The sequence below is a fragment of the Pseudomonas sp. H1_A03 genome (genome assembly GCF_054685145.1).
On the sequence record NZ_CP162829.1, the window covers coordinates 5,788,803 to 5,805,422 of the forward strand.

Consider the following 16,620-nt stretch of genomic DNA (forward strand, 5'->3'; position numbering starts at 1 on the left):
CCCCCCCTCACTTTCGGGTCTACGCTTGTTCCCACAGCGGACCAATTCTGGCGTACGCAACGACATGCGTTGCGACCCCAAAATTTTCCTGTCCACTTGATCAGCTTTCTATTTCGGATTTTATCCCTACGCTAAACATGGAAAGGGCGCAGAATCTGGCGTGGAACGCATTGATACAGGTCAGCCATTGCGTTGCAATGGCCCCTCGCTTTCTCCATACTTGCGGCCGATTTTACCTATAAAAAAACCTAAACCGTGGAACCTTAGAATGAGCACAGCAATCAGTCCGACTGCTTATAACTATAAGGTAGTCCGCCAGTTCGCCATCATGACGGTGGTCTGGGGGATCCTTGGCATGGGGCTCGGGGTGTTTATCGCCTCGCAACTGGTTTGGCCGGAATTGAATTTCGGTTTGCCATGGACGACCTTTGGCCGCCTGCGCCCGCTGCACACCAACCTGGTGATCTTCGCCTTCGGCGGATGTGCATTGTTTGCCACCTCCTACTATGTCGTGCAGCGAACCTGCCAGACGCGACTGATCTCCGACAGCCTCGCGGCCTTCACCTTCTGGGGTTGGCAAGCGGTCATTGTCGGCGCCATCGTCACCCTGCCACTGGGGTACACCACCACCAAGGAATACGCCGAGCTGGAATGGCCCATCGCCATTTTGCTTGCCATTGTGTGGGTGACCTATGCCGTGGTGTTCTTCGGTACCATCGTCAAGCGCAAGACCAAGCACATCTATGTGGGCAACTGGTTCTACGGCGCCTTTATCCTGGTGACGGCGATGCTGCACATCGTCAACCACGCCTCGTTGCCGGTCAGCCTGTTCAAGTCTTACTCGGCTTACGCCGGGGCGACTGACGCGATGATCCAGTGGTGGTACGGCCACAACGCCGTAGGGTTTTTCCTCACCACCGGTTTCCTGGGGATGATGTACTACTTCGTGCCGAAACAGGCCGAACGTCCTATTTACTCGTACCGCCTGTCCATCGTGCACTTCTGGGCGCTGATCACCCTGTACATCTGGGCCGGCCCGCACCACTTGCACTACACCGCGTTGCCGGACTGGGCGCAGTCCCTGGGCATGGCAATGTCGATCATCCTGCTGGCCCCGAGCTGGGGCGGCATGATCAACGGCATGATGACCCTGTCGGGGGCCTGGCATAAATTGCGCACTGACCCGATCCTGCGCTTCCTCGTGGTATCGCTGGCGTTCTACGGCATGTCGACCTTTGAAGGGCCGATGATGGCGATCAAGACCGTCAACTCGCTGTCCCACTACACCGACTGGACCATCGGCCACGTACACGCCGGTGCGCTCGGTTGGGTCGCGATGATCTCCATCGGCGCGATCTACCACATGATCCCCAGACTGTTCGGCCGCGTGCAGATGCACAGTGTCGGGCTGATCAACACGCACTTCTGGCTGGCGACCATCGGTACCGTGCTCTACATCGCCTCGATGTGGGTCAACGGCATCACCCAGGGCCTGATGTGGCGTGCAATCAACGATGACGGCACCCTCACCTACTCCTTCGTCGAAGCGCTGCAGGCCAGCCATCCGGGCTTTATCGTCCGCGCGTTGGGCGGTGCGTTCTTTGCCACCGGCATGCTGTTCATGGCCTACAACGTCTGGCGCACCGTGCGTGCCTCCGACCCTGCCGAAGCCGAAGCCGCCGCCAAGATCGCCGTTGTGGGAGCCCACTGATGAAGCATGAAGTAGTCGAGAAGAATATCGGCCTGCTGGCCTTCTTCATGGTCATCGCCGTGAGTATCGGCGGCCTGACCCAGATCGTTCCGCTGTTTTTCCAGGACGTCACCAACAAGCCGGTGGAAGGCATGAAGCCGCGCACCGCGCTTGAACTGGAAGGCCGCGACGTCTACATCGCCAACGGTTGTGTCGGCTGCCACTCGCAGATGATCCGTCCGTTCCGCGCCGAAACCGAACGCTACGGCCACTACTCGGTCGCCGGCGAAAGCGTGTGGGACCACCCATTCCTGTGGGGTTCCAAACGTACCGGCCCGGATTTGGCGCGTGTCGGCGGTCGTTACTCTGATGACTGGCAACGTGCGCACTTGTACAACCCGCGCAACGTTGTGCCTGAGTCGAAAATGCCAGCGTACCCGTTCCTCGTGGAAAACAAGCTCGACGGCAAGGACACCGCGAAGAAGATGGAAGTCTTGCGCACCCTGGGCGTGCCCTACACCGACGAAGACATCGCCGGTGCAGCCGCAGCAGTGAAAGGCAAGACCGAAATGGACGCATTGGTGGCCTACCTGCAAGGCCTTGGCACCATCATCAAAAGCAAACGGTGATTCTTCATGGATATCGGGATGATTCGTGGCTTGGGCACCGTTGTGGTGATGGTGGCCTTTATCGGCCTGGCGTTGTGGGTGTTCAGCCCCAAGCGCAAGTCGGAGTTTGAAGACGCGACCTTGCTGCCCTTTGCGGATGATCCCGAAGCCATCAAGCACGTCGAGCAAGCTTCTAGGAGTAACAAAGAATGACTACGTTCTGGAGTCTGTACGTCACAGTCCTCAGTCTGGGTACCATCTTCGCCCTGACCTGGCTGCTGCTGTCTACCCGCAAGGGCCAGCGCGCCGAGCAAACCGACGAGACTGTCGGCCACTCGTTCGACGGCATCGAGGAGTACGACAACCCACTGCCCAAGTGGTGGTTCATGCTGTTTGTCGGCACCATCATCTTCGCCCTCGGCTACCTGGTGCTGTACCCGGGCCTGGGCAATTGGAAGGGCCTGCTGCCGGGCTACAACTACCTCGACAACGACAAGCAAACCGCTTTCGCCAATGGCCAGACCGGTTGGACCGGCGTGCACGAGTGGGAAAAGGAAATGGCCAGGTCGGACGCCAAGTTCGGGCCGATCTTCGCCAAATTCGCCTCGATGCCGATTGAGGAAGTCGCCAAGGATCCGCAAGCCTTGAAGATGGGGGGCCGCCTGTTCGCCTCCAACTGCTCGGTGTGCCACGGTTCCGACGCCAAGGGCGCCTATGGCTTCCCCAACCTGACCGACGCCGACTGGCGATGGGGTGGCGAGCCCGCCACCATCAAGGAAACCATCATGAAGGGCCGCCATGCCGTGATGCCGGCCTGGCTGGATATCCTCAAGGAACAAGGCGTCAGCGATGTCGCCGCCTTCGTGGTGACCAACCTCGACGGTCGCAAGCTGCCAGAAGGCGTCAAGGCTGACGTGGCCAACGGCGAAAAACTCTTCGCCGCCAACTGCGTGGCCTGCCATGGCCCGGCCGGTAAAGGCACGCCCGCCATGGGCGCACCCGACCTGACCCACCCGGGTGCATTCATCTACGGTTCGAGCTTCGCCCAACTGCAACAGACCATCCGTTGGGGCCGCCAGGGCCAGATGCCTGCGCAGGAGCAACTGCAGGGGAACGACAAGGTGCACTTGCTGGCAGCCTATGTTTACAGCTTGTCCCATGGGGATAAGAAGGCTGAAGAGCAGTAAGACCTCGAAACATCAAAGCCCCGTGCAGCGAACGCTGGCGGGGCTTTGTTCATTCTGGCTTTCGAAGACTCTGTAAGCAGGTACCCGCTACCACTCGTAGCCTCACACTTGCGACCTGCAACAACCAAGTAGTAACGTAACTACATCCAGCCAAATAAAGGGGGCTCCCCCATGACCATCACCACCATTTCCAGCCGCGAATTCAACCAAGACACAAGTGGTGCCAAAAAAGCAGCCCGCCAAGGGCCGGTTTTTATCACCGATCGCGGCAAGCCGGCCCATGTACTGCTAAGCATTGAGGACTACCAGAAACTGACAGGGCTCAATGCCGACATCGTTGATCTGCTAGTGATGCCAGAAGCGGCCGATATCGACTTCGAAACCGAACGCGCCGTGATCACTCATCGACCTGTGGACCTCTCTTGATGTATCTACTCGACACCAATGTTATTTCTGAACTTCGCAAACCCCACGCCGACGCAAAGGTGGTCGCATGGGCAAAGAGTGTCATCGCTCCACGCATGTTTATCTCCGCGATAACGCTTAAAGAACTGGAGACCGGAGTCTTGCGCATAGAGCGGCGAGACCCGGCGCAGGGGAAGGTATTGCGTACCTGGCTCAAACGCCATGTGATGCCCGCTTTCGATACCCGAATCCTGCCTGTTGACGCTGCGGTCGCACTGCGTTGCGCACATTTGCATGTTCCAGATCGGGCCAATGAAAGTGATGCGTTGATCGCCGCTACCGCCTTGGTTCATGGCCTCACCGTTGTGACGCGCAACGTCAGTGACTTCACATCCAGTGGCGTTTCACTGATTAATCCATGGGACGAATAACCGGCTTGGCCGCAAAAACCGTCCATACTTCCCAAGTCAATTGATCCAGGTCACGTACACCATCAATTGATTTCACCCAACGCGACCAAAGGTCGCACCCTTGACGTACTATCGGGGGCGTATCATTAGGCCACCGCAACACCCTTAATTTGACCCCGGTTGGCACGTACTGGCCGAGGCAAATCTCCACCGCCGTGGGATGCAATGATGAGCGACCAAATACCGGTACATAACGTTACCCCGCCTGCCAAAACCGTCGACCTCTACGCCTCGCGAGAGAAAATCTACACCCGTGCCTTCACCGGCCTATTCCGCAATCTGCGCATGCTCGGTGGTGCCGGCCTGTTCCTGCTCTACTTCGGCACCGTGTGGCTGAACTGGGGTGGCCACCAGGCCGTGTGGTGGAACCTGCCGGAACGTAAGTTCTTTATTTTTGGTGCGACCTTCTGGCCCCAGGACTTCATCCTGCTCTCAGGTATTTTGATTGTTGCGGCGTTTGGCCTGTTCTTTATCACCGTGTACGCCGGTCGCGTGTGGTGCGGGTATACCTGCCCGCAAAGCGTGTGGACATGGATCTTCATGTGGTGCGAAAAGGTCACCGAAGGCGACCGCAACCAGCGCATCAAGCTGGATAAAGCGCGGATGGGCGCCAACAAATTCTTGCGCAAATTCAGCAAGCACACCCTTTGGCTGCTGATCGGTTTTGTCACCGGCATGACCTTTGTCGGCTACTTCTCACCAATCCGCGAACTGGTGTTCGAGTTCTTCACCGGCCAGGCCGATGGCTGGTCGTATTTCTGGGTCGGTTTCTTCACCCTCGCCACCTATGGCAACGCCGGCTGGCTGCGCGAACAGGTGTGCATCTACATGTGTCCGTATGCGCGCTTCCAGAGCGTGATGTTCGACAAAGACACCCTGATCGTCTCCTACGACCCACGTCGTGGCGAACTGCGCGGCCCGCGTAAAAAGGGCGTCGACTACAAGGCCCAGGGCCTTGGGGATTGCATCGATTGCACGATGTGCGTGCAGGTGTGCCCGACCGGTATCGACATCCGCGACGGCCTGCAGATCGAGTGCATCGGCTGCGCCGCCTGTATCGACGCCTGCGACAACATCATGGACAAGATGGACTATCCGCGCGGCCTGATCAGCTACACCACCGAGCACAACCTGTCGGGGCAGAAAACCCACAAGCTGCGCCCGCGATTGATCGGCTACGCGCTGGTGTTGCTGGCGATGATCAGCCTGCTGGTGGCGGCGTTCTTCATGCGCTCGCTGGTGGGTTTCGACGTGAGCAAAGACCGCGTGCTGTTTCGCGAAAACGCCGAAGGGCGTATCGAAAACGTCTACAGCCTGAAGATCATGAACAAGGACCAGCGCGACCACACCTACGTGCTCGATGCTTCGGGCCTGCCGGACCTCAAGCTGCAGGGCCGCCGCGAGATCAAGGTGGCCGCCGGCGATATCGTCAGCATGCCGGTGGAGCTGTCGAGTGCGCCGGAGCAATTGCCGTCGAGCACCAACGAGGTGACCTTCATGCTCAAGGATGCCGATGACACCAGCGTCCAGATTGAAGCCAAGAGCCGATTCATCGGCCCGCAAGTTCGTTAATCAAGAGAACCGAACAATGTCCGTAGCAACTGCTGCAAGCCCTTGGTACAAGCATCTGTGGCCCTGGATCATCATCGGGATCCTGGCCTGCTCGGTGACCTTGACCCTGTCCATGGTGACCATCGCGGTGAACAACCCGGACAACCTAGTCAACGACAACTACTACGAGGCCGGCAAAGGCATCAACCGTTCTCTCGACCGTGAGCTGCTGGCCCAGACCCTGCAACTGCGCGCCAAGGTGCACCTGGATGAGCTGACCGGTGAAGTCGAGGTGAACCTCACCGGCAACAGCAACCCGACCACCCTGGAATTGAACCTGATTTCCCCGACCCAGCCCGAGAAGGATCGCAAGATCAACCTGGCCCGCAGTGACAGTGAACCCGGCCGCTACATAGGGCAGGTCACCGACAAGGTCGAAGGCCGTCGCTTCGTCGAATTGCTCGGCGTGGAAGGCGACCGCACCTGGCGCATGTTCGAGGAAGAACAGGTCAGCCACGACAAGGACTTGCTGCTGGGTGATGAACCGCTGCAGGGTGCCGAAGACCTGAAAAAGTAAAAACCTGCGCAAAGAGGTCCTCCCTGCCATCTTAGATTCCAGATCATGACCATCCCGTGCTACCACTGCGCCCTCCCCGTCCCCTCCGGCAGCCGGTTTACCGCCGTGATCCTCGGCGAACGCCGCGAACTCTGCTGCCCCGGCTGCCAGGCAGTGGCCGAAGCGATTGTCGCCGGTGGCCTGGAAAGCTACTACCAGCACCGTAGCGAAGCCTCGGCCAACCCCGAGGCGTTACCCGTGCAGTTGGTGGACGAGCTGGCGCTGTTCGACCGCGCCGACGTGCAAAAACCCTTTGTACGCCACGACGGCGAACTCGCCGAGGCCACCCTGCTGATGGAAGGCATCAGCTGCGCCGCCTGTGGCTGGCTGATCGAGAAACACCTGCGCAGCCTGCCCGCTGTGGCCGAGGCGCGGCTGAACTTGTCCAACCACCGCTTGCTGGTGCGTTGGGCTGACGGGCAGTTGCCGTTGAGCCAGTTACTCAGCGAGCTGCGCCATATCGGTTACGCCGCCCACCCGTATCAAGCGGACCGCGCGGCCGAGCAATTGGCCAGCGAAAACCGCCTGGCCCTGCGCCAATTGGGTGTTGCTGGGCTGCTGTGGTTCCAGGCGATGATGGCAACCATGGCTACCTGGCCGGAATTCAACATCGACCTGAGCCCGGAGCTTCATGTGATCCTGCGCTGGGTGGCGATGTTTCTTACAACACCCATCGTGTTCTACAGCTGTGCACCGTTTTTCAAGGGTGCCCTGCGCGACTTGCGTACGCGTCACCTGACCATGGATGTGTCGGTTTCATTGGCCATCGGCGGTGCATATCTGGCGGGCATCTGGACCACGATCACCGGCCTAGGTGAGTTGTACTTCGATGCGGTGGGCATGTTTGCGCTGTTCTTGCTGGCCGGTCGCTACCTCGAGCGGCGTGCCCGCGAGCGTACAGCCGCCGCGACGGCGCAGTTGGTCAACTTGCTGCCCGCCTCGTGCCTGCGGCTGAAGGCGGATGGTCAAAGCGAGCGCATCCTGCTTCCCGAGCTGGCGTTGGGTGACCGTGTACTGGTGCACCCAGGTGCCGTACTGCCGGCGGATGGCGTGATTCTCGACGGCCAATCCAGCATCGATGAATCCCTGCTCACCGGTGAATACCTGCCGCAACCGCGCCAAACCGGGGATGCGGTCACGGCGGGCACGCTCAATGTGGAAGGCGCCTTGACAGTCGAAGTGCGCGCCTTGGGCCATGACACGCGCCTGTCCGCCATCGTGCGCCTGCTGGAGCGCGCCCAGGCCGAGAAACCGCGCCTGGCGCAGATCGCTGACCGCGCTGCGCAGTGGTTCCTGCTGTGCTCGCTGATCGCCGCCGCCCTGATCGGCTTGCTGTGGTGGGAATTGGATTCTTCGCGGGCGTTCTGGATTGTACTGGCGATGTTGGTCGCGACCTGCCCCTGTGCATTGTCCCTGGCCACCCCCACCGCGCTCACTGCCGCCACTGGCACCTTGCACAAACTCGGGTTATTGCTGACCCGCGGACACGTGCTGGAAGGGCTGAACCAGATCGACACGGTGATTTTCGACAAGACCGGCACCCTCACCGAAGGCCGCTTGGCCTTGAGAGCCATCCGCCCCCTGGGCACATTAAGCACGGACCTGTGCCTGAGCCTTGCCGCCGCCCTGGAAAACCGTTCCGAACACCCGATTGCCCGCGCCTTTGGTCGCGCGCCGCTGGCCGCCGATGAGGTGCTCAGTTCGCCTGGGCTTGGTCTTGAAGGTCGCGTTGGCGAGCGCCAATTGCGCATTGGTCAACCCGGTTATGTCTGCGAACTCAGTGGTTGCGCGATCCCCGCCTCACCGACAGATTCGGGTCAATGGCTGCTGCTCGGCGACCGCGAAGGCGCCCTAGCCTGGTTTGTGCTCGATGACCGCCTGCGCAGCGACGCGCCGGCCCTGCTGGCCGCCTGCAAGGCACGCGGCTGGCGCACGCTGTTGCTGTCCGGGGACAGTTCGCCGATGGTCGCCAGTGTCGCCGCCGAATTGGGCATCGACGAAGCCCACGGCGGCCTGCGCCCTGATGACAAGTTGCAGGTGCTGCAACAACTGCACAAGGAAGGCCGCAAGGTGCTGATGCTCGGCGATGGGGTCAACGATGTGCCCGTGCTCGCCGCCGCGGATATCAGCGTGGCCATGGGCACCGCCACCGACCTAGCCAAGACCAGCGCCGATGCGGTGTTGCTGTCCAACCGCCTGGACGCGCTGGTGCAAGCCTTTTCCCTGGCGCGGCGCACCCGTCGCGTGATCATTGAAAACCTGCTGTGGGCCGGGCTGTACAATGGCCTAATGCTGCCGTTTGCCGCCCTGGGTTGGATCACGCCCATCTGGGCGGCTATCGGTATGTCCCTCAGTTCGTTGACCGTGGTGCTCAATGCCCTGCGCCTGACTCGCCTGCCGAGCGCGCCAGTTGCCCGAGCCCCCTCAGTAACCCGCCCGCTGCCGGTGTGAGCCGCGCGGGCATGGAGTGCAGATGCCAGCTTTATACGTGATGATTCCGGCGGCGCTGCTGTTAGTGGGCGTGGCCATCTACATCTTCTTCTGGGCCGTGGACAGCGGCCAATACGACGACCTCGATGGGCCGGCCCATAGCGTGCTGTTCGACGACCAGGACCCGAATCACCTGGCCGGCGTCGAAGAAGCCAACCACCCCGAACAACCGCCTAAAGACCCACCCCATGCTTGAACTGGCGCCGCTGCTGGTCTCCGCACTGATCCTCGGCCTGCTGGGGGGCGGCCATTGCCTGGGCATGTGCGGCGGGCTAATGGGCGCGTTGACCCTGGCGATCCCCAAGGAGCAGCGCAGCCGCAGGTTTCGCCTGCTGCTGGCGTACAACCTGGGGCGCATCCTCAGCTATGCCGCTGCCGGCGTGTTGATTGGCCTGGCCGGCTGGGCGGTGGCGAACAGCCCGGCCGCGATGTTCATGCGCGTACTTGCCGGGCTATTACTGATCAGCATGGGCCTGTACCTGGCGGGCTGGTGGAGCGGCCTCACCCGCGTCGAAAGCCTCGGGCGCGGCCTGTGGCGGCATATCCAGCCGGTTGCCAACCGTTTGCTGCCGGTGTCCAGCCTGCCGCGCGCGTTGCTGCTGGGCGCACTCTGGGGCTGGTTGCCGTGCGGATTGGTCTACAGCACGTTGCTGTGGGCGGCGAGCCAGGGGAATGCGCTGGACAGCGGGTTGCTGATGCTGGCGTTTGGACTGGGCACTTGGCCGGTACTGTTGGCCACCGGCCTGGCGGCTGAGCGGGTCACGGCGCTACTGCGCAAACGCAGCGTGCGGATGGCCGGTGGCTTGTTGGTGATCCTGTTTGGTATCTGGACGTTGCCGGGGCCGCACCAGCACTGGCTAATGGGCCACTAAATGCATAGCGCCGCTCCCCGTTGATGCAAATCAAGATGCCACCTTCGACGCGCCCCTAGACTCACCCCACTAGCCAATCCGGGGGAGCGCCCGCATGCTCGACGCCATTCGTTGGGACACCAATCTGATTCACCGCTACGACTTGGCGGGACCGCGCTACACGTCCTACCCCACCGCCGTACAATTCGACAGCCAGGTCGGCACGTTCGACTTGCTCCACGCCCTGCGCGACAGTCGCAAGGCTGTGCGGCCATTGTCACTGTATGTGCATGTGCCGTTTTGCGCGAACATTTGCTACTACTGCGCCTGCAACAAAGTCATCACCAAGGATCGTGGCCGCGCCCAGGCTTACCTGCAACGCCTGGTGCAGGAAATCCAACTGGTGGCCTGCCACCTCGACCCGAAACAACCGGTGGAACAACTGCACTTCGGCGGCGGCACGCCGACGTTTCTCAGCCACGACGAACTGCGCCAGGTCATGGCATGCCTGCGTCAGCACTTCAATTTGCTGGATGATGATTCCGGCGACTACGGCATCGAGATCGACCCCCGCGAGGCGGATTGGGCCACGATGGGCCTGCTGCGTGAGCTGGGCTTCAACCGCGTCAGCATCGGCCTGCAAGACCTCGACCCCGAGGTGCAACGCGCGGTCAACCGCCTGCAAAGCCTGGAAGAAACCCGTGCGGTCATCGACGCGGCGCGCACCCTGCAATTTCGCTCGATCAATATCGACCTGATCTACGGCCTGCCCAAGCAGACCCCGCTGAACTTCGCGCGCACCGTCGAGGAAGTGATCAACCTGCAACCGGACCGCCTGTCGGTATTTAACTATGCGCATCTACCTGAACGCTTCATGCCGCAGCGGCGCATCAACACCGACGACTTGCCTTCACCGGCAGAAAAGCTGCTGATGCTGCAAACCACCATCGAGCAATTGACCCAGGCCGGCTATCGCTACATCGGCATGGATCACTTCGCCCTACCGGACGACGAGCTGGCCATCGCCCAGGAAGAAGGCACCCTGCAACGCAACTTCCAGGGCTACACCACCCACGGTCATTGCGACCTGATCGGGCTCGGGGTGTCGGCGATCAGCCAGATCGGCGACCTGTACTGCCAGAACAGCAGCGACCTCAACGCCTACCAGAACAGCTTGGCCGGCGCGCAACTGGCCACCAGCCGCGGCTTGGTCTGCACCACGGACGATCGGTTGCGGCGGGAGGTTATCCAACAGTTGATCTGCAATTTCAGCCTGGCGTTCGAGAAGATCGAGCCGGCCTTCAACATTGATTTTCGCGGGTATTTTGACGACATCTGGCCGCAACTGGAGACCATGGCCGAAGATGGCCTGATCGAACTCGGCGCCCAGGGCATTCGTGTATTGCCCGCCGGGCGACTGCTGGTGCGTTCGGTGTGCATGGTGTTCGATGCCTACCTGGAGCACCAGAATCGGCAACGATTTTCACGGGTAATCTGATTACATCGACAACGAGGCGGCCTTCATCGAGTCGTTGGCGCTCATACCTTTCATCGACTTGGCCAGGGAGGTCTGAGCCGACATCAGGCCCGCCTGCAAAGCACTGATTTCGCTTTGCAGAGCACTGGTCTTGGCTCGAGCCTCTTCGGGCGAGAGGTTATTGGCCGCCGCGACTGCCGCCAGTTCGGCCTGTTTTTCGGCGATCTGCTGTTTCAGTTGGCGGATCATTTTCAGCACCTGTTTGACGTTGTCGTCCAGGCCACTGTCATCGATATCCGCATTGGAGCTTTTGGCCGCACCAGCGGCTTTGAAGGCATCGGCGGAAATAGTCACGGTCACACCTTCAACCACTTTGGGTGCAGTAGCCGTTTCAGCGCCTGGTGCTTCTTCCTTGGCCTCAGCCAGTGGTTTTACATCCGGCACAGTCGGAATGCGGATGGCAGGGTTGTAGGCGGCGATAACAGACATGATCCAGGCTCCGACTAAATAGGTATGCCTGCTGTATCGACCTCGGTACAAAAACCTTTATATGGTTGCCGGTTTTTTGTACACGCTGGCTTCAGCGACCTCCAGTGCGTTACCCTTACGTCTTATGTGTGTTTTCCCACAAGGATTTAAGAAATGTCCGAGCCAGTTAAACTGCGCGCTCACAGCCAGGCCCATTGCAAGGATTGCAGCCTGGCCCCCCTGTGCCTGCCACTTTCGTTGAATTTGGAAGACATGGAAGCGCTGGACGAGATCGTTAAACGCGGTCGCCCGCTGAAAAAAGGCGAGTTTCTGTTTCGCCAGGGCGACAAGTTCGATTCCGTTTATGCAGTGCGTTCGGGCGCGTTGAAGACGTTCAGCCTGAGCGATGGCGGCGAAGAACAGATCACGGGGTTCCACTTGCCCAGCGAACTGGTGGGGCTGTCAGGCATGGACACCGAGATTCACCCGGTGTCGGCCCAGGCTCTGGAGACTACGTCAGTGTGCGAAATCCCCTTCGAGCGCCTGGACGAACTGGCCCTGCAATTGCCGCAACTGCGCCGTCAGCTGATGCGCGTGATGAGCCGCGAGATTCGCGACGACCAGCAAATGATGCTGCTGTTGTCGAAGAAAACCGCCGACGAGCGCATCGCCACCTTCCTGGTCAACTTGTCCGCGCGGTTCCGTGCCCGTGGTTTCTCGGCCAACCAGTTCCGCCTGAGCATGTCGCGCAATGAAATCGGCAACTACCTGGGCCTGGCGGTGGAAACCGTGTCCCGCGTGTTTACCCGTTTCCAGCAGAACGAGTTGATCGCTGCCGAAGGCAAGGAAGTGCATATCCTCGACCCGATCCAACTGTGTGCGTTGGCCGGCGGCACGGTCGACGCCTGATCCAGACGCTGCGGCCGCGCCAACTGGCGAGGCCGCAGGTATACTTCGAGTCCGTTTCCAGCCCAGGACTCTTCGACGATGACCTTTGATTCGTTCGACATCAAATCCCTGATCCGCCCTGTCATCGACTTCCCCAAGCCTGGGGTGATCTTTCGTGACATCACCCCGCTGTTCCAATCGCCTCGCGCCCTGCGCCTGGTGGCCGACAGTTTTGCCCAGCGTTATGTCGAGGCTGACTTCACGCACATCGGCGCGATGGATGCGCGGGGGTTCCTGATCGGTTCGATCATCGCCTATCAACTGAACAAGCCGCTGATCCTGTTTCGCAAGCAGGGCAAGCTGCCAGCCGACGTGCTGGCCGAGGGTTACCAGACCGAGTACGGCGAGGCCTTCCTGGAAGTGCACGCTGACAGCCTGTGTGAGGGTGACTCGGTATTGATCTTTGATGATTTGATTGCCACCGGCGGCACCCTGATCGCCGCGGCGAACCTGGTGCGGCGCATGGGTGCGCAGATTTTTGAAGCGGCGGCGATCATTGATTTGCCGGAGTTGGGTGGGTCGCAGCGGTTGGAAGACAAGGGGATTCCGACGTTTTGTCTGACGCAGTTTGCGTTGACTGAAAGGTAACGGTTGCCTGGACTGGCCTTTTCGCGGGCAAGTCGAATCGTCGCACCGCCGCTCCCACATTTGATTGGGTCCACACATTCATATCTGTGGGAGCTGGCTTGCCTGCGATGAGGCCCGAAAGAACGCTGCAGCTCACAACCCCATCTGCTTGCTGATGATTTCATTCATCACTTCCCGGGTCCCTCCCCCGATGGACAGGATGCGGTTGTCCCGATACAGCCGCTCCACCAGGCTCCCACGCATATACCCCTGGCCCCCGAGTATCTGCACGGCGTCAAACGTCACGCGGTCGGCGGTGTCGGTGGCGAGATTCTTGGCCATGGAAATTTCCTTGATCACACTTTTTCCGGCGGCCATCTTTGCCGCCTGGCGATAGGTGAATTCGCGGGAGACTTCAACGGCGGTGGCCATTTCCGCCAGGCGATGCTTGATCACTTGGAATTTGCCGATAGGCTTGCCGAAGGCTTCGCGTTGCGCGGCCCATTTGAGGCTTTCCTCAAGTGCCAACTGTGCGGTCATGTTGGCCATAAGGGCCAAGGCCAGGCGTTCGCTCTGGAAGTTGCCCATGATGCAGGCGAACCCCATGTTCTCGGCGCCGATCAGGTTGCCCACCGGCACCCGGCAATCGTCGAAGAACAATTCAGCCGTGTCCGACGCCCACCAGCCCATTTTCTTCAGAGGCTGGCCGACGGTAAAACCGGGGGTGTCTTTTTCGATCAGCAGCAGGCTGATACCGGCAAAGCCCGGCCCGCCGGTGCGCACGGCCACGGTGTAGAAATCGGCGCGGATGCCGCTGGTGATAAAGGTCTTGCTGCCGCTGACGCGGTAGTGGTCGCCGTCGCGAACGGCGCGGGTTTGCAGGCTGGCCACGTCGGAACCGCCGCCCGGCTCTGTGACAGCCAGGGCGATGATCTTCTCACCCGACAACACCAGCGGCGCTACGCGCTGACGGACGTCGGGTCGCGCCCACTTGACGACAGGCGGCAGGCCGATATCCAGCGAACCCAGCCCCGCCACCACGCCGCCGGAGCCGCAGCGCATCAACTCCTCGCTGGCGGCCACTTTGGCGAACAGATCACCTTCATGGCTGCCCCCCAGGGCTTCGGGGTAACCGATGCCCAGTATCCCCGCCGCGCCGGCCTTGAGGTACAGCGCTCGGGGAAAACTCTCGGCCTCTTCCCACTGCTCGACGCCGGGCAACATTTCGCGTTCGACAAAACGGCGCACGCTGTCGCGGACCAATTGGTGGCTGGGGTCGAAGTAGTCCTGATAGGCAGACATCGGCAAGCTCCACGGAGAGGTGGAGCAAAATTACCAAGCGCTTGCTTGGTTATCAAGCCGGATGCAGATTTCACCAACAATACAAAGCCAGCTCCCACCGTTGTAGTGCGGTGTGCCTTTAGAGGGCGATGGGTTTGCGACCGGCGAAGGAATGCGCCAGCGTCCCACCGTCCACCAATTCCAACTCGCCACCCAGCGGCACGCCATGGGCGATGCGCGAGGTGATCAGGCCTTTGTTACTCAGGAGTTGGGCGATGTAATGCGCGGTCGCCTCACCTTCCACCGTCGGATTGGTGGCCAGGATCACTTCGGTAAAGGTGCCCTGCTCTTCAATTCGCGCCACCAGTTGCGGAATGCCGATGGCTTCCGGGCCCAAGCCGTCCAGCGGCGACAGGTGGCCCTTGAGCACGAAGTAGCGCCCGCGATAGCCCGTCTGTTCCACCGCGTACACATCCATCGGCCCTTCCACCACGCACAGCAGCGTGTCGTCGCGGCGCGGGTCGGCACATTGCGGGCAGAGTTCCTCTTCGGTGAGGGTGCGGCACTGGCGGCAGTGGCCCACTCCGGTCATGGCCTGGCTCAGGGCCTGGGCCAACCGGGTGCCGCCGCTGCGATCACGCTCCAGCAGTTGCAGCGCCATGCGCTGGGCGGTTTTCTGGCCCACGCCCGGCAAAGTGCGCAGGGCGTCGATCAGTTGGCGAATCAGGGGGCTGAAGCTCATGGGCGAAAGGTCCGACAAAACAACGAGACGCGGTTTATACCCGCGCCTCGGATTAGCGTCAAATGCTCAATCCTGTGCGACGCGCACCACCAACTTGCCGAAGTTGCGTCCCTCCAGCAAACCGATGAAGGCTTCGGGCGCCTGCTCCAGGCCGTCGACCACATCTTCGCGGAACTTGATCTTGCCATCGCGCACCCACGGCGCCATGGCGCTGAGGAACTCGGGCTGGCGATCACCGTAGTCGTCGAACACGATAAAACCCTGGATGCGCACACGCTTGGTCAGCAACGTACGCTGCAAGGCCGGCAACCGGTCCGGCCCGCTGGGGGCTTCATGGGCATTGTAGCCGGCGATCAACCCGCACAGCGGAATGCGCGCCTTGGGGTTGAGCAAGGGCACCACGGCGTCGAAGACTTTGTCGCCGACGTTCTCGAAATAGATGTCCACGCCCTTGTCGCACGCCTGCGCCAATTCGTTGGCAAAGTCCTCGCTCTTATGGTCGATGCAGGCATCAAAGCCCAATTCGTCCACCACGTAGCGGCACTTGTCCGCCCCCCCGGCGATCCCGATGACGCGCAAGCCCTTGAGCTTGGCCACCTGCCCCACCACCGAACCGACCGCGCCGGATGCCGCTGCCACTACCAGGGTTTCCCCCTCCTTGGGCTGGCCGATGTCCATCAGCCCCATGTAGGCGGTCATGCCCGGCATGCCCAGCACACCCAGGGCCATCGACGGGCTGGCGAGCCCTTTTGGCACCGGCATCAGGTTGCGACCATCGGAAATGCTGTGGCTCTGCCAGCCGGTAGCACCGACTACCAGGTCGCCTACTTCGAATTTCGGATTACGCGACTGCTCGATACGGCTGACAGCGCCACCGGTCATCACTTCGTCGATTTCCACCGGCGCTGCGTAGGACGGTGCGTCGCTCATGCGTCCGCGCATATACGGGTCAAGTGACAGGTACAGCGTCTTAAGCAGGACCTGGCCGTCTGCCAGGTCCGGCAGATTCACCCGCTCCAGGCGGAAGTTTTCCGGGGTGGGGGCGCCCTGCGGGCGTGAGACCAGGACAATGCGCTGGTTCAGGATCGGTTCTTGAGACATGAGGGGGCTCCTTTATCGAATTCATCGGTATAGGGTGCAGACACCGGCTGATACCTCGAGGTTCTATAGAGTCACCGACTCGTAGCAGCTGTCGAGCGCCAGCGAGGCTGCGTCGGCCACACCAATGTCTTGCGCCAGGCGAATATCCGAGGCGCCCCCACGCAGCCT

18 protein-coding genes are annotated in these 16,620 nt (G+C 60.9%); 14 read left to right on the forward strand and 4 right to left on the reverse strand.

Annotation, left to right across the window (positions count from 1 at the left end; all coding sequences use genetic code 11):
- Nucleotides 1-268 precede the first annotated feature (268 nt).
- The 12 genes from ccoN (at nt 269) to hemN (ending at nt 11,366) form a co-directional block, all read left to right on the forward strand.
- A complete protein-coding gene (gene ccoN / locus AB4O35_RS26745; RefSeq protein WP_065873838.1) occupies nt 269-1,711 on the forward strand; it encodes a cytochrome-c oxidase, cbb3-type subunit I in 1,443 nt (480 codons plus the stop codon).
- The gene (gene ccoO / locus AB4O35_RS26750; protein WP_003193167.1) at nt 1,711-2,319 is read left to right on the forward strand and encodes a cytochrome-c oxidase, cbb3-type subunit II; all 609 of its coding nucleotides are present in this window, start codon (nt 1,711-1,713) and stop codon (nt 2,317-2,319) included. The genes ccoN and ccoO overlap by 1 nt, the downstream gene beginning before the upstream one ends.
- A gap of 6 nt (nt 2,320-2,325) precedes the next feature.
- Nucleotides 2,326-2,511: a CcoQ/FixQ family Cbb3-type cytochrome c oxidase assembly chaperone gene (locus AB4O35_RS26755; RefSeq protein WP_003175465.1), complete on the forward strand. Its 186-nt coding sequence runs from the start codon at nt 2,326-2,328 to the stop codon at nt 2,509-2,511.
- Entirely contained in the window at nt 2,508-3,485 is a 978-nt protein-coding gene (gene ccoP, locus AB4O35_RS26760) for a cytochrome-c oxidase, cbb3-type subunit III (RefSeq protein ID WP_049712048.1), read from the forward strand. Before AB4O35_RS26755 ends, ccoP begins: the two co-directional genes overlap by 4 nt.
- 171 nt (nt 3,486-3,656) lie before the next feature.
- Nucleotides 3,657-3,911 carry a type II toxin-antitoxin system Phd/YefM family antitoxin gene (locus AB4O35_RS26765; protein WP_010208555.1) on the forward strand — a complete coding sequence of 85 codons (255 nt, stop codon included), beginning with the start codon at nt 3,657-3,659 and terminating at the stop codon, nt 3,909-3,911.
- Complete coding sequence (locus AB4O35_RS26770; RefSeq protein ID WP_065873839.1) at nt 3,911-4,321, forward strand: type II toxin-antitoxin system VapC family toxin; 411 nt, start codon at nt 3,911-3,913, stop codon at nt 4,319-4,321. Before AB4O35_RS26765 ends, AB4O35_RS26770 begins: the two co-directional genes overlap by 1 nt.
- A 207-nt stretch (nt 4,322-4,528) precedes the next feature.
- Nucleotides 4,529-5,932, forward strand: a complete 1,404-nt coding sequence (ccoG, locus tag AB4O35_RS26775) for a cytochrome c oxidase accessory protein CcoG (RefSeq protein ID WP_065946230.1) — start codon at nt 4,529-4,531, stop codon at nt 5,930-5,932.
- A gap of 16 nt (nt 5,933-5,948) precedes the next feature.
- Entirely contained in the window at nt 5,949-6,488 is a 540-nt protein-coding gene (locus AB4O35_RS26780) for a FixH family protein (protein WP_015885303.1), read from the forward strand.
- A gap of 45 nt (nt 6,489-6,533) precedes the next feature.
- Nucleotides 6,534-8,978: a heavy metal translocating P-type ATPase gene (locus tag AB4O35_RS26785; RefSeq protein WP_065881228.1), complete on the forward strand. Its 2,445-nt coding sequence runs from the start codon at nt 6,534-6,536 to the stop codon at nt 8,976-8,978.
- Between the two features lie 22 nt (nt 8,979-9,000).
- Nucleotides 9,001-9,213: a cbb3-type cytochrome oxidase assembly protein CcoS gene (gene ccoS / locus AB4O35_RS26790; protein ID WP_010208549.1), complete on the forward strand. Its 213-nt coding sequence runs from the start codon at nt 9,001-9,003 to the stop codon at nt 9,211-9,213.
- The gene (locus AB4O35_RS26795) at nt 9,206-9,889 is read left to right on the forward strand and encodes a sulfite exporter TauE/SafE family protein (RefSeq protein ID WP_065873842.1); all 684 of its coding nucleotides are present in this window, start codon (nt 9,206-9,208) and stop codon (nt 9,887-9,889) included. Before ccoS ends, AB4O35_RS26795 begins: the two co-directional genes overlap by 8 nt.
- 94 nt (nt 9,890-9,983) lie before the next feature.
- Nucleotides 9,984-11,366: an oxygen-independent coproporphyrinogen III oxidase gene (gene hemN / locus AB4O35_RS26800; RefSeq protein ID WP_065873843.1), complete on the forward strand. Its 1,383-nt coding sequence runs from the start codon at nt 9,984-9,986 to the stop codon at nt 11,364-11,366.
- Here the strand turns inward: hemN and AB4O35_RS26805 are convergent, their stop codons facing one another.
- A complete protein-coding gene (locus AB4O35_RS26805) occupies nt 11,367-11,834 on the reverse strand; it encodes a hypothetical protein (protein ID WP_460149386.1) in 468 nt (155 codons plus the stop codon).
- A 153-nt stretch (nt 11,835-11,987) separates the two neighbouring features.
- On the opposite strand from AB4O35_RS26805, the gene fnr reads away from it, so the two are divergent.
- Nucleotides 11,988-12,722 carry a fumarate/nitrate reduction transcriptional regulator Fnr gene (gene fnr / locus AB4O35_RS26810; protein ID WP_065873844.1) on the forward strand — a complete coding sequence of 245 codons (735 nt, stop codon included), beginning with the start codon at nt 11,988-11,990 and terminating at the stop codon, nt 12,720-12,722.
- A 78-nt stretch (nt 12,723-12,800) separates the two neighbouring features.
- Entirely contained in the window at nt 12,801-13,349 is a 549-nt protein-coding gene (locus tag AB4O35_RS26815; protein WP_065946232.1) for an adenine phosphoribosyltransferase, read from the forward strand.
- A gap of 132 nt (nt 13,350-13,481) precedes the next feature.
- On the opposite strand, the gene AB4O35_RS26820 is transcribed toward AB4O35_RS26815, so the two are convergent.
- From AB4O35_RS26820 to AB4O35_RS26830, 3 genes are all read right to left on the reverse strand, one after another.
- A complete protein-coding gene (locus AB4O35_RS26820; RefSeq protein ID WP_065881235.1) occupies nt 13,482-14,630 on the reverse strand; it encodes an acyl-CoA dehydrogenase family protein in 1,149 nt (382 codons plus the stop codon).
- A gap of 118 nt (nt 14,631-14,748) precedes the next feature.
- On the reverse strand, nt 14,749-15,351 hold the full coding sequence (gene recR / locus AB4O35_RS26825; RefSeq protein WP_065873846.1) for a recombination mediator RecR: 603 nt from the start codon (nt 15,349-15,351) through the stop codon (nt 14,749-14,751).
- Nucleotides 15,352-15,417: 66 nt separating this feature from the next.
- Nucleotides 15,418-16,452, reverse strand: a complete 1,035-nt coding sequence (locus tag AB4O35_RS26830) for an NADP-dependent oxidoreductase (protein ID WP_065873847.1) — start codon at nt 16,450-16,452, stop codon at nt 15,418-15,420.
- Between the last annotated feature and the right edge of the window lie 168 nt (nt 16,453-16,620).